The organism is Paenibacillus macquariensis (assembly GCF_900156375.1).
Lineage (GTDB): Bacteria > Bacillota > Bacilli > Paenibacillales > Paenibacillaceae > Paenibacillus_AQ > Paenibacillus_AQ macquariensis.
Map to the genome: position 1 here is coordinate 110853 of NZ_FTNK01000005.1, position 23974 is coordinate 134826.

Annotated in this window: 23 protein-coding genes; 13 read left to right on the forward strand and 10 right to left on the reverse strand. The window is 40.9% G+C overall.

Annotation, left to right across the window (positions count from 1 at the left end; translation table 11 throughout):
- Positions 1 to 72: 72 nt before the first annotated feature.
- A complete protein-coding gene (locus BW961_RS11385) occupies positions 73 to 1464 on the reverse strand; it encodes an aldehyde dehydrogenase (protein WP_068586968.1) in 1392 nt (463 codons plus the stop codon).
- A 156-nt stretch (positions 1465 to 1620) separates the two neighbouring features.
- On the opposite strand from BW961_RS11385, the gene BW961_RS11390 reads away from it, so the two are divergent.
- Positions 1621 to 2253 (forward strand): phosphatase PAP2 family protein, encoded by a 633-nt coding sequence (locus BW961_RS11390; RefSeq protein WP_244555935.1) that lies wholly within the window; start codon positions 1621 to 1623, stop codon positions 2251 to 2253.
- A 178-nt stretch (positions 2254 to 2431) separates the two neighbouring features.
- Complete coding sequence (locus BW961_RS11395; protein WP_068586972.1) at positions 2432 to 3247, forward strand: PPK2 family polyphosphate kinase; 816 nt, start codon at positions 2432 to 2434, stop codon at positions 3245 to 3247.
- A gap of 59 nt (positions 3248 to 3306) precedes the next feature.
- Here BW961_RS11395 and BW961_RS11400 read toward each other — a convergent pair whose 3' ends face one another.
- Genes BW961_RS11400 through BW961_RS11425 form a run of 6 tightly spaced genes read right to left on the reverse strand, consistent with a single transcriptional unit; the run spans position 3307 to position 9957 of the window.
- On the reverse strand, positions 3307 to 4440 hold the full coding sequence (locus tag BW961_RS11400; protein ID WP_068586974.1) for a YheC/YheD family endospore coat-associated protein: 1134 nt from the start codon (positions 4438 to 4440) through the stop codon (positions 3307 to 3309).
- Positions 4422 to 4946, reverse strand: a complete 525-nt coding sequence (locus BW961_RS11405; protein WP_068586976.1) for a GNAT family protein — start codon at positions 4944 to 4946, stop codon at positions 4422 to 4424. The genes BW961_RS11400 and BW961_RS11405 overlap by 19 nt, the downstream gene beginning before the upstream one ends.
- A 17-nt stretch (positions 4947 to 4963) precedes the next feature.
- Positions 4964 to 6031 (reverse strand): YheC/YheD family endospore coat-associated protein, encoded by a 1068-nt coding sequence (locus BW961_RS11410; protein WP_068587344.1) that lies wholly within the window; start codon positions 6029 to 6031, stop codon positions 4964 to 4966.
- Between the two features lie 47 nt (positions 6032 to 6078).
- A complete protein-coding gene (locus BW961_RS11415) occupies positions 6079 to 7455 on the reverse strand; it encodes a YheC/YheD family endospore coat-associated protein (protein WP_068586978.1) in 1377 nt (458 codons plus the stop codon).
- The gene (locus BW961_RS11420) at positions 7452 to 8576 is read right to left on the reverse strand and encodes a YheC/YheD family endospore coat-associated protein (RefSeq protein WP_068586980.1); all 1125 of its coding nucleotides are present in this window, start codon (positions 8574 to 8576) and stop codon (positions 7452 to 7454) included. Before BW961_RS11420 ends, BW961_RS11415 begins: the two co-directional genes overlap by 4 nt.
- Positions 8577 to 8589: 13 nt before the next feature.
- Positions 8590 to 9957 (reverse strand): YheC/YheD family endospore coat-associated protein, encoded by a 1368-nt coding sequence (locus BW961_RS11425; protein ID WP_068586982.1) that lies wholly within the window; start codon positions 9955 to 9957, stop codon positions 8590 to 8592.
- 147 nt (positions 9958 to 10104) lie between these two features.
- Between BW961_RS11425 and BW961_RS11430 the strand changes: the two genes are divergently transcribed.
- The 3 genes from BW961_RS11430 (at position 10105) to BW961_RS11440 (ending at position 12439) form a co-directional block, all read left to right on the forward strand.
- Positions 10105 to 10452 (forward strand): YlbF/YmcA family competence regulator, encoded by a 348-nt coding sequence (locus tag BW961_RS11430; protein ID WP_068586984.1) that lies wholly within the window; start codon positions 10105 to 10107, stop codon positions 10450 to 10452.
- Positions 10453 to 10606: 154 nt separating this feature from the next.
- Positions 10607 to 10891, forward strand: coding sequence for a DUF2417 domain-containing protein (locus tag BW961_RS11435; RefSeq protein ID WP_068586986.1), 285 nt, complete (start codon positions 10607 to 10609; stop codon positions 10889 to 10891).
- A 213-nt stretch (positions 10892 to 11104) separates the two neighbouring features.
- Complete coding sequence (locus tag BW961_RS11440) at positions 11105 to 12439, forward strand: DRTGG domain-containing protein (protein WP_068586987.1); 1335 nt, start codon at positions 11105 to 11107, stop codon at positions 12437 to 12439.
- Between the two features lie 20 nt (positions 12440 to 12459).
- On the opposite strand, the gene BW961_RS11445 is transcribed toward BW961_RS11440, so the two are convergent.
- The 3 genes from BW961_RS11445 to BW961_RS11455 all read right to left on the reverse strand — a co-directional run bounded on the left by BW961_RS11445 (position 12460) and on the right by BW961_RS11455 (position 13659).
- Positions 12460 to 12780: a YtpI family protein gene (locus tag BW961_RS11445; RefSeq protein ID WP_068586988.1), complete on the reverse strand. Its 321-nt coding sequence runs from the start codon at positions 12778 to 12780 to the stop codon at positions 12460 to 12462.
- A 61-nt stretch (positions 12781 to 12841) separates the two neighbouring features.
- Positions 12842 to 13330 (reverse strand): sporulation membrane protein YtrI, encoded by a 489-nt coding sequence (locus BW961_RS11450; protein WP_068586989.1) that lies wholly within the window; start codon positions 13328 to 13330, stop codon positions 12842 to 12844.
- Positions 13331 to 13332: 2 nt separating this feature from the next.
- Positions 13333 to 13659, reverse strand: coding sequence for a YtrH family sporulation protein (locus BW961_RS11455; protein ID WP_068586991.1), 327 nt, complete (start codon positions 13657 to 13659; stop codon positions 13333 to 13335).
- A gap of 180 nt (positions 13660 to 13839) precedes the next feature.
- Here BW961_RS11455 and BW961_RS11460 point away from each other — a divergent pair, with 180 nt between their 5' ends.
- From BW961_RS11460 to BW961_RS11495, 8 genes are all read left to right on the forward strand, one after another.
- Positions 13840 to 17508, forward strand: coding sequence for a DNA polymerase III subunit alpha (locus BW961_RS11460; protein WP_068586993.1), 3669 nt, complete (start codon positions 13840 to 13842; stop codon positions 17506 to 17508).
- A gap of 166 nt (positions 17509 to 17674) precedes the next feature.
- Complete coding sequence (locus BW961_RS11465; protein WP_068586994.1) at positions 17675 to 18181, forward strand: phosphatidylglycerophosphatase A family protein; 507 nt, start codon at positions 17675 to 17677, stop codon at positions 18179 to 18181.
- Between the two features lie 101 nt (positions 18182 to 18282).
- A complete protein-coding gene (locus BW961_RS11470; protein ID WP_068586995.1) occupies positions 18283 to 18471 on the forward strand; it encodes a glutamate decarboxylase in 189 nt (62 codons plus the stop codon).
- 83 nt (positions 18472 to 18554) lie between these two features.
- Positions 18555 to 19445: an acetyl-CoA carboxylase, carboxyltransferase subunit beta gene (gene accD, locus BW961_RS11475; RefSeq protein WP_068586996.1), complete on the forward strand. Its 891-nt coding sequence runs from the start codon at positions 18555 to 18557 to the stop codon at positions 19443 to 19445.
- The gene (locus tag BW961_RS11480) at positions 19446 to 20444 is read left to right on the forward strand and encodes an acetyl-CoA carboxylase carboxyltransferase subunit alpha (RefSeq protein WP_068586997.1); all 999 of its coding nucleotides are present in this window, start codon (positions 19446 to 19448) and stop codon (positions 20442 to 20444) included. It begins immediately after the preceding gene.
- Between the two features lie 105 nt (positions 20445 to 20549).
- Complete coding sequence (pyk, locus tag BW961_RS11485) at positions 20550 to 21974, forward strand: pyruvate kinase (protein ID WP_068586998.1); 1425 nt, start codon at positions 20550 to 20552, stop codon at positions 21972 to 21974.
- Positions 21975 to 22163: 189 nt separating this feature from the next.
- Complete coding sequence (locus BW961_RS11490; RefSeq protein WP_068586999.1) at positions 22164 to 22556, forward strand: FxsA family protein; 393 nt, start codon at positions 22164 to 22166, stop codon at positions 22554 to 22556.
- A gap of 217 nt (positions 22557 to 22773) precedes the next feature.
- Positions 22774 to 23886 carry a citrate/2-methylcitrate synthase gene (locus tag BW961_RS11495; RefSeq protein WP_068587001.1) on the forward strand — a complete coding sequence of 371 codons (1113 nt, stop codon included), beginning with the start codon at positions 22774 to 22776 and terminating at the stop codon, positions 23884 to 23886.
- Positions 23887 to 23974: the final 88 nt, after the last annotated feature.

The following is a 23974-nucleotide window of genomic DNA, read 5'->3' on the forward strand; positions in this document are numbered from 1 at the left end:
AGTATAGGAATGGATAAAAGAAGGACTTTACCCTTAGGTTTTCCTAAAGGTAAAGTCCTTTTTATATTATCGTTATTTCAATAATTTCTTGAGTAATTTTATTTTGTCCCCATAAGGAGGGAATACAACGTTAATACTTAACTTTGTACTCTTCTTAATAATACTTTTGTTGTGAGAGAAGAGTTCAAAGCTACTTTTCCCATGATATGCACCTATACCTGAATTCCCTACGCCTCCGAATGGGAGATGGACACTGGCAGCATGTGAGATTGTATCATTAATACATCCGCCTCCAAAGGAAACACGTCTCAGCACTTCATTCTCAATGTCCTTATTCTCTGTAAATAAATATACAGCCAATGGTTTCGGACGACTATGAATGATCTGAATGGCTTCTTCAAGCTCATGGTACGACATGATGGGTAGAATCGGTCCGAAAATCTCTTCTTGCATTGAAGCATCAGCTAGTGATTCAACAGCTAATAGGGTAGGCTCTATATACAGGTCCTCCTTGACTGCACGACCACCATATAGAACTTGAGCACGATCCTTTTCCAAAATAGCAGAGAGTCGATCAAATTGCCGTTCATTGACGATTCGCCCATAGTCTTTACTTTCTTTGGCATCTGTTCCGTAAAAGTCTGTTATGACAGCTTTCATGGTCTCAATCAGTTCTTGTTTAATCTCTGCATGAGCGATGACATAATCAGGAGCTATACATGTCTGTCCTGTATTTAATAATTTCCCCCAAATAATACGTTTAGCCGCTAACTTGATATTGGCTGTTCGATCGACGATAACAGGGCTTTTTCCTCCTAATTCAAGCGTGACAGGAACGAGATTTTTGGCTGCAGCCTCCATCACTATTTTCCCTACAGGTACGCTTCCCGTAAAAAAGATATAATCAAAGGGAGCATGGATCAAAGTTGACGTGATTTCCTTCTCACCTTCAATCACTCGAATGTAGGATTCGTCGAATGTTTCCTTTATGATAGTAGTAATGATAGCTGATACGGTAGGTGTATTCTCAGAAGGTTTGAGTACAGCGCAGTTACCAGCAGCGATGGCACCGACGAGTGGTTCAATGACTAATTGGAAAGGATAGTTAAAGGGACCTACAATTAATACAGTTCCATATGGCTCTTTTAGAATAAAACTTTTGGACGGATATTGATGAATGGGCGTTTTTACCTTACGTGGCTTCATCCATTGTTTCAAATGTTTCATCATATATCCGATATTATCTAACGTTAGACCAATTTCCGTAGCATAAGATTCAAATTCACTCTTCCCTAAATCTTGATATAGGGCTGACATAATCTGTTGTTCATTGCGTTTTATGGTCTCTTTTAACTTCGTTAATTGTTGCATCCGAAATTGAAGGTCATATGTTCGACCACTGAAAAAGTACTGATGGTGTTCTTGTAATACTTCCTCCATACGCGAGGTTGTTAAATGTTCCATAGACCGAACTCCTCCTGTTTAAACCTATGTTTGAATAGTACTATTTACTTTGTTGTAAGTCCATAATGTAGCTTCTTTGAAGTTATATGTATGTTAAGATAATAAAAACATGAAGGGTAGACATGACTTATGAATAATAGGAAGCTTGAATTTTCAATGACTCTTGTGATTTCCGTTATATGTGCTATCGGATTTGGCCTAATTGCTGTATTTGTTGGGAACGCTAAAATTCAGAATTTTGATCATACTATTATTTCAGTGGTCCAAGGGATTGAGACGCCTCCATTGACTACAATCATGAAATTTTTCACGATGATTGGTAATGGGATCCCCATAGCCATTATTACGATCGTGGTTATGATTATACTTTACATATTCTTGGGTCACCGTAGAGAACTCATTTTTCTAGTGTGTGTAGTGATTGGTTCTGCGCTGTTGAATACGTTACTGAAGTTAATATTTAAACGTGCTCGACCAGACATTAACCGCATCGCGGAAGCTCATGGTTATAGTTTTCCTAGTGGGCACTCTATGGCTGCATTCACGTTGTATGGCGTACTTGCCTTTTTAGTGTGGAAACATGTCCCAACCGCAGTTGGACGGGTTACGATCATTATTCTAAGTTCCCTATTCATTGCATTGATTGGTATAAGTCGGATTTATTTAGGTGTTCATTATCCAAGTGACATCCTCGGTGGATACTTGATGAGTGCCTGTTGGCTAACGGGTTCCATATGGCTCTATCAAAGATATTTAGAGCGTTCGAAACGTAATAGGTCTACTCACTGATGAGTAGGCTTTTTTAATGTGGAGGGGAGATTTATAACGTTTGTTAATAATAGGCAAATAATCTATGATTAGAATACATGATAGTCATATAGCATGCTGCATTAATTCAATATAGTGACGCTATTAATGGGTTCACAATCAAAGTGTCCAAATTTGCTATTTATGGAGGATGAAAAGGATGCCCAAACCATTTGCACTACCTGTAAAGAAGAAAGTGGATCTTACCGCGATTGATCCTAGTGATACGGGTGGGATTCTGAGTAAAGAGGAAATCTTAGAGGAAACTTTGAAATTGAAAGAAGAATTACAAGAGTTACAGGAGATGCTCGTAGCGGGTAAGAAACAGGCTGTTTTGTTTGTATTCCAAGGTATGGATTGTAGTGGAAAGGATGGGGTTATCAAGCACGTCTTTTCGGGACTTAATCCACAAGGGATATCCTCTTATAGTTTCAAAACGCCGACTGAAGAAGAGAGCCAGCATGATTTTTTGTGGAGAGCTCATACAAGAACACCTGCGCTTGGTCATATCACAACGTTTAACCGGTCTTATTATGAGGATGTCCTAATCACTAGGGTACACGAACTAATATCGGACAAAGTAGCAAAGAGAAGATTTAAGCATATCAATCATTTTGAGGAGCTTTTGAACGATAATTCTACGTTGGTCGTCAAAATTTTCTTGCACATATCGAAGGAATTTCAGTTGGAGAAGTTAAAGAGTCGCATTGAAGATCCAAGTAAGAACTGGAAGTTCGATCCTAGTGATCTAGAGGAACGGAAATCGTGGAAACAATATCGCAAACATTATGAAGAAATGATGGAGAAATGTAGTAGTGTTTCCCCGTGGCATGTCGTTCCTTCAGATCATCGTTGGTATCGTGATTATGCAGTTCTAAGTATTGTTGTAGAAGCTATGAGAAGCTTGAAGTTGAAAGAACCAGAACCGAATCCGGACTTGATAACGTTTCTAGAACAGATTACGAAGGAAGAGTAATGTAGGAGATTTGAGAATAGTAAAAGAAGGACTCGGATTTTTTTCCGGGTCCTTCTTTTTTAGGATAATTCTTCTGTTTCTTCTGCTTTGATAAGAACCTGTTTTTGTTTGTATAACCACAGGGCATATTCTAAAGGTTTGATGATCGATTGATGATAGATATCTTTTTGCCCACTTCTTGCGAATACTTCTCTAGCGGGTTTGGGGTTAACTTCCAGAAGGAAGACTTCACCCTTCTTATTGATAGCTAAATCAAGGGCAAGTTCACACAATGCACCATAGGTTTGTTCCAGATACTTAGCCGTCTCTAGTCCAAGAATTTCTGATTTCTTTTTCACTTGCTCTTGTACTTCTCGGTCTTTAATCCATTGAGATAACAGGATATCCATCGTTATGGCCTGACCGCCTCCGTGCAGATTAGACGTGATACTCCGAGATGCGCCTACTCTTCCGACCATTCCGGTCAACTCCCACTGACCTTCTCGGTTTTTCTGTACTAGCATGCGATAGTCATGTACACGTCCATTAGGTAATTGAACGGGAATCCCTTCTTGGGCGATATAACTGTCTTTCATATCCCAAGTCTGCAGAATAGATCCAAGACGGGCAGCGTGTATTTTATGTGGTGTGATGATTTTACGTTGTTGATTGCGCCCTTGAATATAATATTGATTCTGATTCTTTAATTTCTCGATCCGAAGAATGCCACGCCCCCCAGTTCCATTAACAGGCTTGAGGTATACGACAGATGTCGTTTTTAACATTTGTTCAACATCTGAAATACGGGTAACTAACTTCGTCAGAGGTAAGTGTGGACGGAAGTTTTCTTTTTTGGAGAGAACTTCATGAATAATCCATTTATTACGGAGTGGACGATTAAGAAATACGTGATGTCCATAGTTTTTTCGGAAATTTAGAAGCTGTTTAAATCGGTAACCTTTTTGTATACGGCAGCGGTCAAAGATCATATTGGGGAAATCCCGAAGTCTTCGACTCCATTTGCGTTGTATTGGATCAAATTCCATAGCCATGATTTTCTTCTTCGAGGTGATAACATCCATGGGTGTAAAGACAAAGATATCAAGTCCAAGCTTTCTTCCTTCGGAGATCATGTGTTGGTAAATGATTCGTTCTTCGAGTTGTTTTTGCTCATTGAGGTATAGCGTCAAGATCCCTAAGACGGGACGTGGCATATCGATTCACCTTCTTCTTGAGTGAAAGTTGTTGAGGTGTAGTGATTTCGAATTTCTCCGTGTAACTTAAGACTCGGCTTGCCGGTTGGTCCAATATGGAGTGAACCGGCTGTAAGTCCAACATTAAAGCACATTTGAAGACTATGAACATTGTCTAACGCAACATTACAGCTTAGTTCTCTTAAATTGGTGAGTTGGGATGACATGAGGGAAGTCCCAATATGTCGTCCTCGGTATAAAGGATGCACGACGATTAAGCAAGATTGTTCACCATACCCAGAAATGAAACTCACACCAGCGAGCGTAGGTCCGAGATCCCCTCGAACCGTTGCTATTAGAAAAGATACATCTGATCGTAACAAATCTTCATAAGTTAATTCGGCAAAGTGACGAAAGCCCTCCGTTGTTATCCGTTTCCCACTATATTTCTTAACAAAAAGAACACTTTGATCATGTAGTTTCTGCCATTCGCGTTTGGACACTGTACTTAAGGATGTAATTTGCATCCTTTATACTCACCCCCTTAATTATATTGGTTGTTCTTACGAGCTAGATATTGGCTATACTCAAATATTCGCTCTAACGATTTTCTTCGAATATGAGGCTCATCGAACTTCATTGGTCGTGCATTAGCTTCAAAAAACCACAGTTTACCTAAAGCGTCAATGCCGAGATCCATGGACATTTCACCTAACGTGAACCCAGAGCCTTTTTCAATCTGACGAGCAATAATTAAGGCGGTGGTTCTAATTCGACTCATCATGCTTGAGGACATATCAGCTCCAAAGAGTGTTGAGAGGAGTTTAGATGGGCTTTCAATCGTTCCTCCGCGTGGTACATGTGTTGTTATGCTCTTTAAACCAGCCATTCGAGCCCCTACGCCAGTGACTCCCCAATGCCCTTTTGCGGTTTTTTGAACTAGAATGCGTAGATCGAAAGGACGATGATCCACCGTTGCGAGCGCAATTCCTTGTTGAATAATATAGGGAGAATGACCTGTTTCCTTATTGATACGAACCCAGAGCCTTCTCAGACTCGTGGATTTATATGTGATACTTGATCTATCATTTTGAATCTTTAGTCTATAGGGGATGATTTTATTTTTTTTGTACTTCAACATCATGATGCCTTTGCCCGCTTTTCCGCTTTCTGGTTTCAAATAAAGATAGGGATGCTTATCAAGAAGTCTTGCGAGTGAGATAACTCCATCCATACGTTTCGTTTGAGGAATCAGATAATCCGTGGATTTTGAAACCTTGAGCCATTCGAATAGATGCCATTTATTGAAAAAATAAGGATTATAGAACTGGATGTCTGGGTGCTGTAAACAGGTCAATATTTTACGATGAACCCAAGGTTTTTCCTCATCTTCACGTAGAGGAATTCGATTGTAGATGACTTGAGGTAGTGGGAATTGGTGTGTTTCCCATCCGTCGTTACTGCTATTTAGTGTATAACCTTTGACGGTGGGGGAAGTAAACTTTAAATCACGAATAGTGACCACATAAACAAGGAAGCCCATATCTTTCCCTGTTCGGACAATATCCACAAAATTATCACGATTGCCTCGAAAACCATTTGTGGAATCCATGGTCAATATGGCAACGACCGGTTTTATTTCCTCAAAACCTCGGCCGTTCACTGGTTTATCCTCCTACGGAACTTGCTTAGATATAAGCAATGTTCCAGAATATGTTCTACCGAGGCTTTTCCTTCATTCTTCAGGGAAGGGTGGTTGAATATCGTCCTTCCAGGTTTGGCATTGGCTTCAAACATCCAAATTTTCTCATCTTGATCAATACCTAGATCGAACCCGATCTCACCGAGTAAATGGGGGTGATGGAATTCAATAGCTTCAGCAAGAGAAATAGCAACATGTTTGGCTTGCTTAAGCACTTCATCGGAACGCGCACCAAAGCTACGACTCAGTGCTTGTTCCGGGGTCATGAGAGAACCACCATTCTTTAAGTGTGTGGTGACACTACCACGTCCCGCCTTTTTGGCCCCAATGCCGACGACAACCCATTGATTACTACCGTTTTTATGCATATGAAAGCGGAAATCGATAGGACAATTGTCAATTTCAATCAAACGGATTCCTTGCTGAATGACATAACCATGTAGTGTTCGACCATGTTTTGTATTCAACATACGCATGAGGCTCTTGAAATTATTAAAGCGAAGCAGAACGTTCTCTGTGTTCTTGCGATAACGTGCGAAATAGCCACGCTTAGGTAAATAAGTCATTCGATAAATCCCTTTTCCTAGACTACCACTCGAGGGCTTGTAATAAACAAATTGATGCCGCTCGAGCATGTCGTTTAGGACCTCTGTAGTTGGATTCATATGAGATTCAGGTACGTAACGATTGACACTGTTATCATTCTCAATAAGCTTATAGATATCTGATTTGTTGAAAAAACTCCAGTTAAAGAAAGGGATTTTTCTACGGCCAAAGCGTTCTCGTAACTGGTTCATGGCAGGGGAAGTCTCTTCTTTACGACTCGGAAGTCTGTTGTATACTACATCCGGTAGTGGAACCGTTTTACGCGTAAAAGTACCATTATCAGCAAGAAAATGTCCTCGAACGGTTTCTTGCTGCCAATTGATATCCTTGGGTGAAAATGCAAAGATGTAAGCTTTCTTATTACCTTCTTTAAGGAGTTGCTTAATAAAGCCTGTTCTCGAACTGAAAGGTTGTGTGGTAGAGTTGGTCGGTCCATCAGATAGGATACCAATCAGCGGTCCAATTTGAAATTCATTCTCTTGGAGATTGCGGAGGTAAACCCCTCCGGCTTGGGGAACGTGAATGGTATTTCGGATTCCAGAACTTAAATAGAGGTGGCTCCCCGCTTTTTTGATTGATTTAATGCTTGCTGGAACGACATCATTCCCAAAGCGAAGGTGTATGTTTTTTTTGCCGGATAGTTTGAGATTTTTCATTAGTGTATTGGAAATATAGGCGACTTTCTCAGGTTGTTGCGAGAAATGAACATTGCAAAAAGTCAAACTCATGAATATACCCTCCTAGGTTGTCGAAGCAATAAATAACGAGCGTAGCGGAGTGGATTCTCTGCTGCGAGAACTGCGCTTGTCGGGTCCTCGATATGATTAAATGAGCTGCGTCCCGGTTTGGAGTTCACTTCAAGCAGCCAAATATGTCCATTCGTATCGATACCATAATCGATTCCAAGTTCACCCAGCCGACCGAAATGGCTCTCTAGTATCGAAGGAATATCCTTCGACAGGTTATGAAGAACAGCCATCATATGTTCAGCTGGGGTAGCTCCGAATTCCCAAGTCAAGAATGGTAGGACCGAAGTTGCTGTTCCTCCGCCGTGCAAATTTGAGGTGGTTCCTCCAATATTGCCTTTTCGTACTGCCATCCCTGTGAGCATCCAGTGTCCCTCACCGTTCTTTTGCATGAGAACACGTATATCATAGGGATGCTCTTGTTTGTTGTATAAATGTAAATAAGGTTGGATGATAAATGGACGATGATGAATAAATTGATGAATCCATGCTAGACCTTTGGAATGTTTGTCAAACCGTTGGCTGATTGGGTTGTTGTGATGATCGCGACCGTTAATTATTAAAGGGTAAGGACCATTTAGCATTTGTATATGAAGTGTTGATTTCCCCTGTGAACCTGCTTGGGGTTTAAGAAATACCTGCTTTTGAAAAGTGAATAAGCTCTGGGCTAGAGATTCAGGTCCTGAATAGGATGAAGTAGGTGGAAGATAGGGTTTAAGTGCAGGCTCATCTTTTAGTTTGTTATATACGTTCCATTTCCCTGGTAGTCCTCTTGCCCATATCATCCAGGGTGTCTGTTCTTTAGAAGAAGTAAGTAGCTTAGATGCAGCTCTACGTTCTCTTCCTTTTAGATCAAAACAGCGATCGTAGATAATATCAGGCATGGGAACGATCGTTTCCTTCCAACCATCCTTTTTGAGGATATAGCCGTGTACGACTTGAGAATCACGTTGAATGGTCTGAGGACATAGGACTACGACAGAAATTCCGTATTTGGAACTCGCTTGACTTAAGGTACGGCAGTAATGTTGCTCCGAGAACGGAGGACTTCCTCGTCTGGTACTGCACAGAATACCTAGGGAGCCGATTGGATGAGGAGTCATGGTGAACCGCCCCTTAAAAGCCAGACAAAAAGGAACTATATTGAACAATTTGTCTGACAGATGGTCTTATCTTTTGCTCATTAAGTGGTGTATTGTCATTCTTGGACGGCTTAGAGTTGACTTCGAGTAGCCAGATCCGTCCGGTGTTATCCATAGCTAGATCTATCCCCAACTCGCCGAAGTGGGCAGGAATGGCATTATCGAGACCTTTTGCGATTTGCATGGATGCCAATTTGAGATTGATATAAGCTGTATTCTTGGCAGCTACAGGCATATTACTTTTAAGGACAGCATCCTTCACCGTGCTAAGGCTACCACCACGAGCTAAGTTAGATACGAAGTGACTCCCACCAGCAATACGTGCCACAATGGATGTCACGCTCCAGTTTCCGGTACCATTTTTTTGAACTAATGAACGGAAATCAACAGGGTGTTTACCATGATCAATAAGCGTCAAACCTTGTTGAATTTGATAACGTGTGCTTTTCATTTTCCCTGAAATACTTGTGAATAACTTGGGAAGAGTAGCATATATTTTCTTTTGTGTTCCACCCATGATGGTGGATAACGTATGGAAGGTACCATCGGGTTGCTTAGTGATGCGAATGATCCCTTTACCAAGACTGCCTCTGATGGGTTTAAGGAATACAACAGAATGCGTCGTACACATCTTTTTTAGAATGGCATAGCCATTCAATAAGTGAGACTCAGGCATGTAACGATGGAGATTTGTCTCTTTTTTTAATGCATCGAACACTTCGGTTTTGTCGAGAAACTTTTCATTGAAAATATGACTACCGTGCAAGGATTTTACTTCCTTCATAAAATGCTGTACGCTTGGATTATTCTCCATTTTTCGCGATGTCAAACGATTATTAATGACATCTGCGATTGGCATTTGAGTCATACGCCAGCCTCCATCATAGATCCAGCCTTGAATTGAGCTGGTGCTAGATGTGATATGGTCTGGGGTGAAAAAGTAAACATGTGCCCCTTGCTTTTGGCAGGCATTGACAAGTTCACGACAGAACATTGAGATGGAACCAAACGGATTGTCAGGCATGTTAGGATGATCACGGCTGATCATGATACCAATCAGAGGTCCTAATCGAAGTGTCCGGCTTCCAGCATGATAATGGATTTTTAATTCAGGACGAGAGGACAGTCCCATCTGCTTTGATAACGCTGCACTGATTCGTAGGCCGCTATACTTGGGTACCGGGATGACGTTGATATCCTGTTTGAAGGAACCAAACGTCAACTGAAGAGGGCGATCTGTGGGTATTTTCCACAGTTTAACGAGCTTCTCACCTAACATGATTGCGTTCGCCTGCACAATGCCCGGTTTGAATAGTTGGACCGATATCTTTTTTGTGGACATCGTGGATCTCCTTCCAACAACAACTTGATGTCTTGAGTCATATTTGGACTGTGCATATTGCATGTAATTCATCATATGAGGACATATATCCCTTGGTGATTGACCATTTATCAGAATTGGAGAGTAATTTTAAAGGAGGAAACAATTATGAACATTTATGACAAGACACACGAATTAGCGAAAGCCCTCAAAGAAAGTGAAGAAGTACAAGAGATCAATGAGGCTATGAGCCTTATTGAGAAGGACCCTGAGGGGAAAGAAATGTTAGAGGACTTCCGTCAGCGTCAAATGGATCTTCAGCAACAAATGATGACAGGAGATATGCCATCACCTGAAGAGATGGAGAAGATGGAAAAGCTGTTTGAAGTTCTCAGCTTAAATTTGAATATCCGTCGTTTGTTCGACGCGGAACGTAGATTAAGTATCATCATTGAAGATGTTAATAAAATAATCTCTGAGAGTCTTCAGCATTTATATGGTGGTTCCAATATGTAATTTGTTTTCTTGTATTTCCAAAGAGACGGATATCCGCCCTTAAGGGACGGTGTATCCGTTTCTTTTTGCAACTCTCGTATTTTGTTCTCATATTTCATCCGCTATCTTCATAGACTAGAAATATAGATTCGAAATGAAGGAGTTGCTTATAAGGATGAGAAAGAGAACGAAATTCAAGCATTTCATGTTCATGTTACTTGCATTAGCGATGTTAATTTATGCGATACCTAGTATTTCTTTCAAAAGTGGGAATGGCTGGATAACATTGTTCAGCGTAGTATGGGTTGCATTCTCGTTTCTTGTCATCGCCGCCCATTGGCATGTTATTCTGGGCGTGGATGAAGAGAAGAAGAAGACACTTGAGCGTGTGAGACAACATAAGCTTGAGCAGTGGCAATTGAAATTGTCAGAAGAGTCGGAAAGAAGCGCGGGCCTGTAGGTTGGTTTGGTTTTGTTCGTAGTATTACTCTCGTATTTCACTAAAAAGTCTTAAGGTTCTTCATATGAATCTTAAGGCTTTTTTTGTTTGATAGAAGCGGCTCCTGAACCCTCTCAGACGTGGTAATAGGGTACTTTAAATGTAGTATATTAAAGAAATTCCGTGATATAATAGGTACAGTATAGTACAGATTTGAGTATGGGGGTGTAACAGTTGGAGAATAGAGATGACACAGTCACGAAACACGAATATTTGCTCCAATATATAGAGGGATTAAAAGTAGGTACGAAGATATCCGTACGTAAGTTAGCAAAGGAAATGGGAGTTAGCGAGGGAACAGCCTATCGTGCAGTAAAGGAAGCTGAGAATTTAGGAATTGTGATCACGAAGGAAAGAATGGGTACCATTCGAGTAGAGAAGAAACCACGTAATATATCAGATCAGTTAACGTTTTCTGATGTCGTAGATATCGTGGAGGGTCACGTATTGGGTGGAGCCGAAGGGCTTCAGAAGAACCTTCACAAGTATGTCATTGGTGCGATGAAAATTGATGCGATGGCGAGGTATATCGATGCAGGGAGTTTACTCATTGTGGGTAATCGGGATGATGCTCATTCTTTGGCGCTAGAACATGGTGCAGGGGTACTTATAACTGGTGGATTTGGTATCAGCAGAGAGGTTAAGAATCTAGCAGATGAACTCAATTTACCTATTTTTTCTTCACGTCATGATACATTTACAGTTGCTTCGATGATCAATCGGGCGATTTTTGATCGATTAATTAAGAAGAAGATCATGATTGTTGAAGATATTGTCGCAATGAAACCGAAGCTTTACGCTCTGAAGATAACGAGTACTGCACAGGAATGTAGAGAACTTGCGGAGCAAACTGGAGAACCAAGGTATGCTGTCACGGATGAATGGAATCGGGTGATAGGTATTGTTAATATAAAAGATACGGTGTGTCTATCTGACGATCAGAGTATCGAGAAAGTGCTTATTCGTAATCCGATAACAACGAGCTTACAGACATCCCTTGCATCTGCGGCACAACACATGATGTGGGAGGGAATCGATTTCTTACCTATTGTGGATCGTAATCGCAAACTTATCGCTACAGTTAATCGTAAAGAAGTACTTCAAGCCATGAGAGATGCACAACACCAGCCACGGCTTGGAGAGACGTTCGATCATTTGATATGGAATGGAATTGCTGAGGAGCGTGACCAAGAAGGTCGGTTATTTTTCCATGGTTTTATTACCCCTCAAATGGCGACTGATTTAGGTACAATTTCTGAGGGGGTATTAGCCACAGTAATGACGCAAGCTGCTTTTAAATCTACGAAAGATATTTCGGGAAATGATTATGTGTTGGATAACATGTCTACCTATTTCTTACGACCTGTCCAGATTGAAGACCAGATTGTGATTATGCCAAAGTTGCTAGAAATGAGTCGCAGAACTTGTAAAATAGAGATTGAAATGACTCACGAGGACACGTTAGTCGCCAAAGCGGTTATGACCTTACAGTCTATTGAACATGGGTAAAGGAAATTTGATAGTTGTTGTTACTTATTGTTATTCATCATAATCTGACTTCGTTGGTAGACAAAATATTTACGATTACGTAGTCCGGCGAACATATTGAATGCACCTAGGACTAAGAATAACGCTTCTACAACAATAGATAGGGTAGATCCGCGGAAGATGAACATGAACACAACGGACATTAACATGAGCATGATGCCCATTAATATATTGGTAGTAGCACCATATAGTCCTCTATCGGTTGGATCGGAAGAACGGTGTGAACGTATGCTGTAGTAGGCAGAGGTAATACAGGTTACAACCAATAGTATAAACAGAACGTATTTAATAACAGTAATCATGACCACGCTTCACTCCTTAAGCAAATGACAAATTTGCTTGTATTGTATCATGAATGCGTTGTTAACGCACAGGAGGATTCGCGATGGATATCCAAATTTGCAACACACTTTCGGCGACAAGCATCGTTTTGATCTGGATAGCATAATTTTTCTCTCGGACTGTATAAATTTTTCGGTCTAGTAGCGTTCTAGCAATTTTACTATCAGTATCAATTTCGTACACACTTCGACCTCGAAGTACTTCGATATCATCACCAACTCGAACGAGAATTTCCTTCACAATGATGGAGTCGAGTGGAGGATCTTGTTGTTCAGCACGTATTTTTATCTCTTTAATGACGGTTTGCTGATTACTATATTTCTTAAGCGTTTTGATATCATCTTCGAATTGCTTCTTTTGGATTTTTAGATCTTGGTTGTCTAGCCACAGTTGGTTGTAGCTAGCATGAAATATAGCATTATATAGAATGCTGCCCAAAACCATGCCTAGTACAATAAGCGAAGTGGTCTTTGAGAAGGCGAGGATACGACTGTTTGAAGGGATTCGCATGATTATTTCCTACCAGCGCATACCCATTTGACTAATTCACTGCCCGCATGAGCACCTAAAAAGGCAAACACGAGAAAAAGAATTTGTTTGATCGCGGGCGATAAGTTGCCACCAAAGAAGTTGCTTTCTATGACACGCATGGGATCAATGGTTCCGCCTACAGCAGCTGCGAGCGCCCAAATCTTAATTCTGTCTGCGATATCAAGCATCGTTTGAGTAGGTGGCTGTAAGGAAATAACGGCCCCTATCCCTCCAACCATCGCACCTCCGAGCACAATGCCGAAGGCAATACAGAAATCCAAAATGGCTTTTGATAAGAAAGTACTCATGAATTTATCCCCTCTCTTGAACAATCGTCTGCAAATTACGCTTGTCCGCTCCTTCTATTCATAGATCCAATCCGATTCTCCTTGCTATAATCCATTCTATGGGCGTTCCCTAAGGTATTATGATAAAATAAGAGAAAGAACTTTCTAAAAAAAGAACTTGCGGTGAAAGGGAGGGCGGACATGGCTTCATTTGTACATCTACATGTTCATAGTGAATTTAGCCTCCTGGACGGAGCCGCACGTATAACGGATCTCGTGCAACAGGCTGCAGATTTAGGAATGAAGTCGTTGGCTTTAACAGACCATGGGGTTATGTACGGTGCAGTTCCGTTCTATAAGGCATGTAAAAGTAAAGGTATTAAGCCCATTATTGGCTGTGAAGCTTATTTCACTTCAGGGTCGCGTAAGGAGAGAGGCAGCCGAAAGGATCAGCCGATCTATCATTTAATTCTGCTAGCTAAGAACGAAGTAGGCTACCGAAATCTGATGAAACTGTGCTCCATTGGACATTTGGAAGGCTTTCACTATAAACCAAGAATAGATTTAGAATCACTTCGAACGCATAACGAAGGTATTATTTGCCTAAGTGCATGTTTAGGTGGCGAGGTTCCACAACATTTATTACATGGTCGATATGAAGAGGCTCGAAAGGCTGCTCTACGATATCAAGATATATTTGGTGATGATTTCTATTTGGAGCTACAAGATCATGGGATATCTGAACAGAAAAGGGTTAATCCCCAGCTGATTCAGCTCAGTGAAGAAACAGGCATTCCTTTAGTAGCGACAAATGATGTTCATTATCTTCAGCGTGAAGATGCCGAAGTACAAGATGTGCTTATCTGTATCGGAACAGGAAAGACGGTGGATGATGAGCAACGGCTACGTATCCCAACAGACCAGTTGTATTTCAAAAGTGGGGAGGAAATGGCTCGCTTATTTCCTCATGTTCAGGAAGCCATGCTCAATACATCAGTCATCGCTGATAAGTGTCAGCTAGAGCTTGAATTCGATCGTTCTATTCTGCCTCAGTACAGTCCTCTTCCTGATGGGGTGACTTCTGAGCAATATTTACATGAATTATGTTCAAAAGGTCTCATAACGAGGTATGAGAGGACAGACAGGTGGCATGAGGCGGAAGCTAGACGGGAGCTAGAAGAACGGCTTTCCTACGAGCTCGGGGTAATTGGGAGCATGGGATTTGCTGATTATTTCCTTATCGTGTGGGACTTTATTGCTTACTCTCACAGACAAGGAATTGCAGTAGGACCTGGGCGTGGATCATCTGCTGGAAGTATTGTGGCGTACGTGTTACAGATTACGAATGTGGACCCTATGAAGTATCATTTGCTCTTTGAGCGATTCTTAAATCCTGAACGGATAACCATGCCAGATATAGATATTGACTTCAGTGATGAACGCCGTGATGAGGTCATTGAATATGTGGTAGATAAGTATGGGAGTGAGCATGTTGCGCAGATCATTACTTTTGGAACGATGGCTGCTCGAGCTGCCGTTAGGGATGTAGGAAGGGCGCTAAATGTTCCCTTTGGTGATGTTGATAAGGTTGCTAAACTTATTCCTAACCAATTAGGGATTCATATAGATCGAGCTATGGAAGTAAGCGAAGAACTGAAGAAATTGTATGATGCTGGCGGTAAGGTACGAGAAATGTTGGATAGGGCAATGAAAGTTGAGGGAATGCCACGACATTCGTCTACGCATGCTGCGGGTGTCGTCATTTCTCGCGATTCTTTAACAGATGTTGTACCTTTGCAGGAGGGTAGTGAAAAGACGGCGCTCACCCAGTATTCAATGGAACATCTGGAAAGTATCGGCTTGTTAAAGATGGACTTTCTTGGACTTAGAACGCTCTCTATCATAGAGCGTACAATGAAATGGATAGGGGAAATGACAGGGGAAACACCTGATTTCGATCAAATTCCAGATCATGATGCACAGACTTACGAAATGCTTGGGCATGGAGATACAACAGGTGTGTTCCAAATGGAATCAGCGGGTGTCAGACGTGTATTGAAGGATTTGAAGCCCTCAGTGTTCGAAGATATTATCTCTGTTCTTGCCCTTTATCGTCCGGGTCCGATGGAGTTCATCCCTAAATTCATTCAAGCGAAGCATGGGTTGTTACAAGTGGAATATCCCCATGAAGATTTGGAACCCATCCTGAAAGATACGTACGGTATTATTGTATATCAAGAACAGATTATGAAGATCGCATCTACAATGGCTGGATTTTCATTAGGTGAGTCGGACTTGTTACGCCGTGCAGTTTCTAAGAAAAAACGAGAAGTATTGGACCGCGAAAGAAGTCATTTTGTGGAAGGAAGTTCCAATCAAGGATATACAGAAGAAGAAGCTAATAAGGTCTATGATATGATCGTACGATTCGCAGATTATGGGTTCCCACGAGCGCATGCAACAGCATACGGTGTACTTGCGTTCCAAACCGCATATCTAAAAGCACATTATCCTGTGCAATTTATGGCGTCCATGTTGACAGCCGTCATGGGTAATCATCGGAAAGTAGCAGAGTACGTGCTAGAGTGCCGTCGGATGGATATAGGTGTATTATCGCCTGATGTGAATGAAAGCGGTGTGCTGTTTACGCCTGTACCGACATTTGATCAGGAGGAGAATGCTGAAGGGCAAGCAAGTTCTGGCCATATTCGATTCGGATTAGGTGCGGTGAAGAATGTAGGTACCCAAGCTGTAGAGAATATGATGATGATTAGGCAAGACAAGCCGTTTGAGAGTCTTCTTGATTTCTGCAGACGTATCGACCTTAGGGTATGTAACAAAAGAGTTATTGAATCACTTATTCAAGCGGGTGCCTTCGATTCGCTACCTGGGCATCGAGCTCAGTTGCTAGCGATGTTAGATGAGACGGTTGAAGCTGCATTAAAGTGGCGTAAGGATCGTGATGATTTACAAATTCAAATGTTTGATTTCGTAGAAAGTGCGAATTGGGACATTGCTTATCCAGTCATATCACCCTATACCATAGGTCAGCAATTAGAATTAGAACGAGAATTACTCGGATTGTATCTATCGGGGCATCCACTTGACGATTATGAGGATCTCCTAGATCAGACGGCAGGCGTTGATCGGTTAATGGATCTCGGTGAACTACCAGATGACACGCTCTCCGTTGTTGTAGGTATGGTTGTTTCAATTAAAACAATTATGACAAAGCAAGGGAAGGCTATGGCATTCATGGAGTGTGAGGATCAAATAGAGCGCTGTGAAGTCGTCTTATTCCCTGAGGTATGGAAACGTAGCTCTTCCTTTATTGAGAAAGGGGCATTACTTGCCTTGAGGGCGAAAGTACAACAACAAGATGAAGGATTTAAGCTACTCGCAGAGGAAGTTGTGCTGTTAGATGATACAGGGTTGGAACAGTTGGTTAAGCGTAAGAATAATGCTCGAACAGGTAGTGAGAAACCAAGAGTACGAAGTTCGTCGCAGCCGCGTACGCTTGGAACAACGTCAAGCGTAGCGAAGCAAGAACTCGTGCACCAATCGGGTGCTTCACAATCAGACATTTCATCAGAAGTTCGCAAGGATATTTCGGTTGAGAAAGACGGCTTGAAGCGTGTGAATGAACAGCGAGTGTTCGTAAAGATTAGTACGCATGCAGAGAATGCTCAGTTATTAATCCGATTAAAGGAATTGCTCCTCAAACATCCGGGATCGGTAGCCATCGTACTTTTTTATGAGCAAAGTCAGAAATTGCTAGCATTAAGCGACCATTACCGAATTAAGCCCTCACCTGAGCTGTTTGAAGAAATGGAACAAATGTTGGGTTCTGGAACAGTACGTATTAAATAAACTGTGTACGTTCCTAAATCTATGAATTATATTGTATTTAATTGTAAATGACGAACTTTTCGAATACCTCCTGCATACACTTAGGAACACCTAAGAATTCAACCTTAGCAAACAAGGCGAAATGTGATTGCTTCGGTTAGGTAATAGGTATGTGGGAGGAATAATGATGTCATTTGAAATCGTGAATTCGATACTTGAGCGTCGAGGGGTTTGTATTAATGATATTGCAGAAATTGTCTATGAATTGCAATTACCCTACCATCCTCAATTAAAAATGGAAGAATGCGTGGATAGCGTTACAGCTGTGTTGAATAAGAGAGAAGTCCAATATGCATTGTATACAGGTATTGCTCTTGATGAGTTAGCGGAACAGAAATTACTCCCGCAGCCTTTGCAATCCATTATGGAAGCTGATGAACCTCTCTATGGTGTAGATGAGACAATGGCACTTGGAATAACCAGTGTATATGGCATGATTGGATTAACGAGTTTTGGATACCTAGACAAGGAAAAAAAGGGTATTATTGCGACGTTGAATAATAAAAGAAGTGCTATTCATGTATTTCTAGATGACTTAGTTGCTGGTTTAGCTGCTGCTGCCTCAGCAAGAATCGCCCACCGGTACGAGGGGGCTAAGAACTATTCCATTCCATTGGATATAGAACCTTCATAACCATTTAAATCCAATACTATTGTTGCGATTAAAAAGATAGTTATGGTATCATGGGTTCATTATATGAGCTCAGATCTTGAGAGTAGGGGGCTTTTTCGAAAGTGTGGACGGTTATATATATCGCACCTACCGCCAAGGTTGCGGAAATGATTCAGACCAAATTAACAGAAGAAGGTTTTTTGGTTCGAAGCCGTCCTGTGAATTTGTCCAAGCAACAGTTTGAAATACAGGTTCCTTCTGGGGAACTAGAAGAAGTTCAGGAAGTACTCAATACTATTTTACATCCTTAACTTTTAATATAATTGGTTGATGGTGTATAATAAAAGTTTGTGGATAGATCGTCCAACAAATTAACGGCTGAAGAGGTGTAGGTGTGTTTAAAGACTTATTTCAGAAGAAAAGAAAATACGCGACCATTCCTTCAGATCGTATGGGACGGGACAGCAATCCAGAAGGCGATCGCCCGAGACGGGAAGTTCCCGAAGGACTAATGAGTAAATGTGCCAAGTGTGGCACAATTCAGTACAGTAAGGAACTAGAGAAGAACCTGAAGGTTTGTACATCTTGTGGATATCATATACGTCTGAATGCTAATGAACGAATCCAAATGACTTTGGATGAAGAAGGATTTGAAGAGTTCGACAGTGACATGATATCTATAGATCCGCTGCAATTTCCTGGTTATGCTATCAAGCTAGAAGAGCAAGCAATGAAATCAGGTTTGCGAGAAGCGGTTATAACTGGACAAGGCACCCTTTGTGGAAATCCGGTTGTAGTAGCCGTCATGAGTTTTAATTTCTTCAGCGGAAGTATGGGATCTGTCGTTGGGGAGAAAATAACAAGAGCGATTGAGACCGCTACGGAACGGAAATTGCCACTTATTATTTTCTCTACCTCAGGTGGTGCAAGAATGCAGGAGAGTATTCTTAGCCTTATGCAGATGGCCAAGACAAGCGCGGCACTAGCTCGGTTTAACGAACAGGGAGGGCTTTATATCTCTGTTATTACTGATCCAACATTTGGTGGTGTTTCAGCAAGTTTCGCCACGCTTGGAGATATTAATATTGCGGAACCAGGTGCCGTATTTGGTTTTGCTGGGCGAATTGTTATCGAACAGACGATTCGTCAGAAATTACCAGATGATTTTCAAACGGCTGAATATAATATGGCACATGGACAATTGGACCTAGTGACACACCGCAAAGAAATGCGTGGAATGCTTGCTAAGCTCATAGAACTTCATACGGTAAAGGGGGAATTTTAAATGGCTGGAGAATTGCCTTTTGAATTACCTCTTGTAGAGATGCGTAAAAAGATCGATGAATTGAAGGTGTTTGGTCAGGAAAAAGGCATTGATTTCACGGATGAAATTTCTAGACTTGAAGAAAGATATAATAAATTGGAAGAAGAAATATACGCCAATATATCTGCCCCTCAAAAAATGCATCTTGCAAGACATCAACAACGGCCCACATCATTAGATTTAATTCAACTGATCTTTAATGATTTTATTGAATTACATGGTGACCGTTTGTTCGGTGATGATCTCGCTGTTGTGGGGGGGATTGCTACCCTAAACGGTGTGCCCGTGACTGTTATCGGACAGCAACGTGGTAAGGATACCAAAGATAACATTGCTCGTTTCTTTGGAAGTGCACATCCAGAGGGCTTTAGGAAAGCGCTCAGACTTATGAAACAAGCTGAAAAATTTAATCGTCCAATCATCACTTTTGTAGATACGAAGGGGGCTTATCCCGGCAATACGGCTGAAGAAAGAGGTCAATCTGAAGCGATTGCACGTAATTTACGGGATATGTCCGCTCTTGGTGTACCTGTTGTATGTGTCATTATTGGTGAGGGAGGAAGTGGCGGAGCACTTGCTATGGCTGTAGGCAATCGCGTACTGATGTTAGAACACGCCATTTATTCCGCAATTTCCCCTAATGGTGCCGCTTCTATTCTGTGGAAAGATGCATCTCGTGCTGGTCAAGCTGCAGAAGCTATGAAGATTACTGCCCAAGATCTACTGGAATTAGAAGTCATCGAAGAGATTATTCCCGAGCCTCAAGGCGGAGCACAAAGAGATTATGAGTTAACGGCAGGTTATATTAAAGATAGTCTTTGCCGACAATTGAAAGAACTCTCTGCGATGAATACAAATGAATTAAAAGAAGATCGTTATTTGAAATTTAGGAAGATAGGTAAATTTACATTTGAACGGTCTTTAGCTACTGATGGACAGACAAGCCCAGAAATTGGATAATAATTAAAGTGATAAAGGTCCTATACAAATCCTTCCTCATGTAGTAGATTTAGTTGTTGAAAAGATATGTACTAGAGAGATCTTTATAAAACGGAGGAAAACATAATGCGCAAAACTAAAATTGTTTGTACGATCGGTCCGGCAAGTGAATCCTTAGAGAATACAAAAAAATTAATATTGGCTGGTATGAACGTAGCACGTTTGAACTTTTCCCATGGTGATTTTGATGAACATGGTAATCGAATTAACATCATTCGCCAAGCATGTCAGGAATTAGGCAAGACTGTTGCCATCCTATTAGATACTAAAGGTCCAGAAATTCGTACAGGTAAGCTTGCTGTTGAGCCGATTGAACTTGTACAAGATGAGTATATTACACTGACTACAGAAGAAATCTTGGGAGACAAAGATCGTATCTCTATTACGTATGACAACCTTCCAAATGATGTTGAAGTGGGTTCCACTATTCTAATCGATGATGGTTTGATCGGTTTGACGGTTGTGGAAGTTCAAGGAACAGAAATTAAGTGCCTTATTGTTAATGGGGGTACAATTAAGAGTAAAAAAGGCGTTAACGTACCAGGAGTTCGTATTTCTCTTCCAGGTATCACAGAGAAAGACGCTAACGATATTATTTTCGGAATTGGACAAGACATTGATTTTATTGCCGCTTCATTCGTTCGTAAAGCGAGTGATGTACTTGAAATTCGTGAATTGTTAGAGCGCCATAATGCTGGTCATATCAACATCATCTCCAAAATTGAGAATCAAGAAGGCGTTGATAATCTTGACGAAATTCTTGCAGTATCTGACGGATTGATGGTTGCACGTGGAGATCTAGGAACAGAAATCCCGGCAGAAGACGTACCATTGGTACAAAAAATGATGATTGAAAAAGCTAACTGGGCAGGTAAACCTGTAATCACAGCTACGCAAATGTTGGATTCTATGCAACGTAATCCTCGTCCAACTCGCGCTGAAGCAAGTGATGTAGCGAATGCTATTTTTGACGGAACTGATGCGATTATGTTATCTGGTGAAACAGCTGCTGGGAAATATCCAGTTGAGTCTGTACTTACGATGTCACGTATCGCTGAAAAAGCAGAATCTGCTCTGAATTATCGTGAACTATTCTTGAAACAAAGCACAATTCAAGAAACAACGATTACTGAAGCGATCAGCCAAGCGGTTGCTATTTCTGCATTGGATTTGAATGCGAAAGCAATCATTTCTTCAACTGAGACAGGTCACACGGCTCGTGTCGTTTCCAAATACCGTCCAGAAGCTCCTATTGTCGCTGTAACAACTGAAGATCGTACGATGCGTCGTTTAACTCTTACATGGGGAGTAACACCTGTAAAAGGCAAACTAGCGTCAACTACGGATGAAATGTTTGATTATGCACTTCAAGGCGGAATTGATTCCGGACTTGTTGCTGAAGGCGATCTTGTTGTAATTACTGCAGGTGTACCTTTGGGACGTTCAGGTTCTACGAACCTTATTAAAGTGAGCGTAATTAATAAAGGTTAATTGGTTTAAATCATAAGCTAAGGCTTCATGTAATATATACAAAGTAACGACCTAAGAAATGAATAGGTCGTTACTTTTTTTGCTTTATAATCCATATTTGTAAGCTCTCATTCGACTAAACTGGATAATTGCATTTGAGTATACTATGATTTATAAGTATAGATATGGTGCTAAGGGAGGTTTTTTTGTATGAAGAAGTGGATTCTAGGATTAGTCGTAGTTATTGCAATGATAGAGATATACGTATTTGATTTTGTTATCGGAAGATTCGGTGGGATGAACACATTTCTCCTTACTTTATTTACTTCAGTCTTAGGTTTCGTAATGATGCGATTTGAAGGACGAAAGGTATTGGAAGATGCTCGTGCACAAATGCAGATGAGACAAATTCCTGGGAGAACCTTAGTTGATGGGTTAAGTATTTTTATCGGGGGACTTTTTTTAGTATTACCTGGTTTTGTGACAGATGTCGTAGGATTCACAATGATATTTCCGTTGACACGGCCATTCTATCGTCTTTTTATTCTGAGATGGCTACAGAAAAAAATGAAGAATGGAAATATGACTGTATATAAGAGATAGAGAATGAAAAGGCTTTCAAAAAAATAACTTTATTAAGCTGATAAAACAATTTAATGCGATAGGTTAGCATGTAAATGTTCACATATCAGACAAAATCCAGTATGATGTTATAAGGTTTACTCTCGATGTTATGTTTTTAGTATCTAAGAATGTAAATGTTTTCATTGATGCTGGTAGCACTCTTAAAAATACGTTTTCACAAAAGGAGAGATGTACGATGACAGCAACCAAAGGATTGGAAGGTATCGTAGCTGCAACTTCATCCATAAGTTCAATTGTGGATGGTGTGCTTACATATCGCGGATATGATATTAATGACTTAGCGTTACATGCTAGCTTTGAAGAAGTCGCTTATTTATTGTGGTTCGGTAAGTTACCTAATGCTCAAGAATTAAATGACCTGAAGCGAGATTTGGATACTTTTGCACCAATCCCTCAGACATTGATAGAACAGATGAAGTTGTTTCCTAAAGATACAAATACAATGGCTGCACTTCGTACTGCTATTTCTGCTCTTGCTTTATATGATGAAGAAGCAGATGATATGAGTCGTACAGCTAACGAGAAGAAAGCTGTAAAACTTCAGGCTCAATTGCCTACGATCGTAGCTGCGCTCTCCCGTATTCGCCAAGGAAAAGAACCAGTTCAGCCTCAAAAAGGACTGACTATTGCTGAGAACTTTCTCTTTATGTTAAGAGGCGAACAACCAGATGAAACTTCCATTAAAGCATTGGATCAAGCACTTGTTCTTCATGCTGATCATGAATTTAATGCTTCCACGTTTGCAGGTCGTGTAACCGTTGCAACGCTCTCTGACATTTATTCTGGCGTTACTTCTGCTATCGGGGCGTTAAAGGGACCTTTGCACGGTGGAGCTAATGAAGCTGTGATGAAGATGCTTGAAGAAATTGGTGGTCTAGATCAAGTTGAGAGCTATATTCAAGATAAATTGAATAAGCGTGAAATCATCATGGGATTCGGACACCGAGTATATAAGAATGGAGATCCACGAGCTAAGTATCTTCAAAAAATGTCACGTGAACTTAGTGAGATGAAAGGCAATTCTGATCTCTATGAGATGTCCGTGAAGATTGAAGAGATGGTAACTGGACAAAAAGGACTAAAACCTAACGTTGATTTCTATTCTGCTTCTGTCTATACCCAACTTGGAATAGAACGTGAGTTGTTTACACCGATCTTTGCGATTAGTCGAGTATCTGGATGGACAGCACATATGCTTGAACAATGGGAATCGAATCGAATTATCCGTCCACGTGCAGAATATATAGGGTTACATGATCAGAAATATATTTCTATTGAATTACGCTAAACTTGAATTGATAGATGAATTGACTTCGTAGTAACGCTATAATAAATATAAGATTATGCTTTCGAATTATTTTTTTGAGAAGAATAAT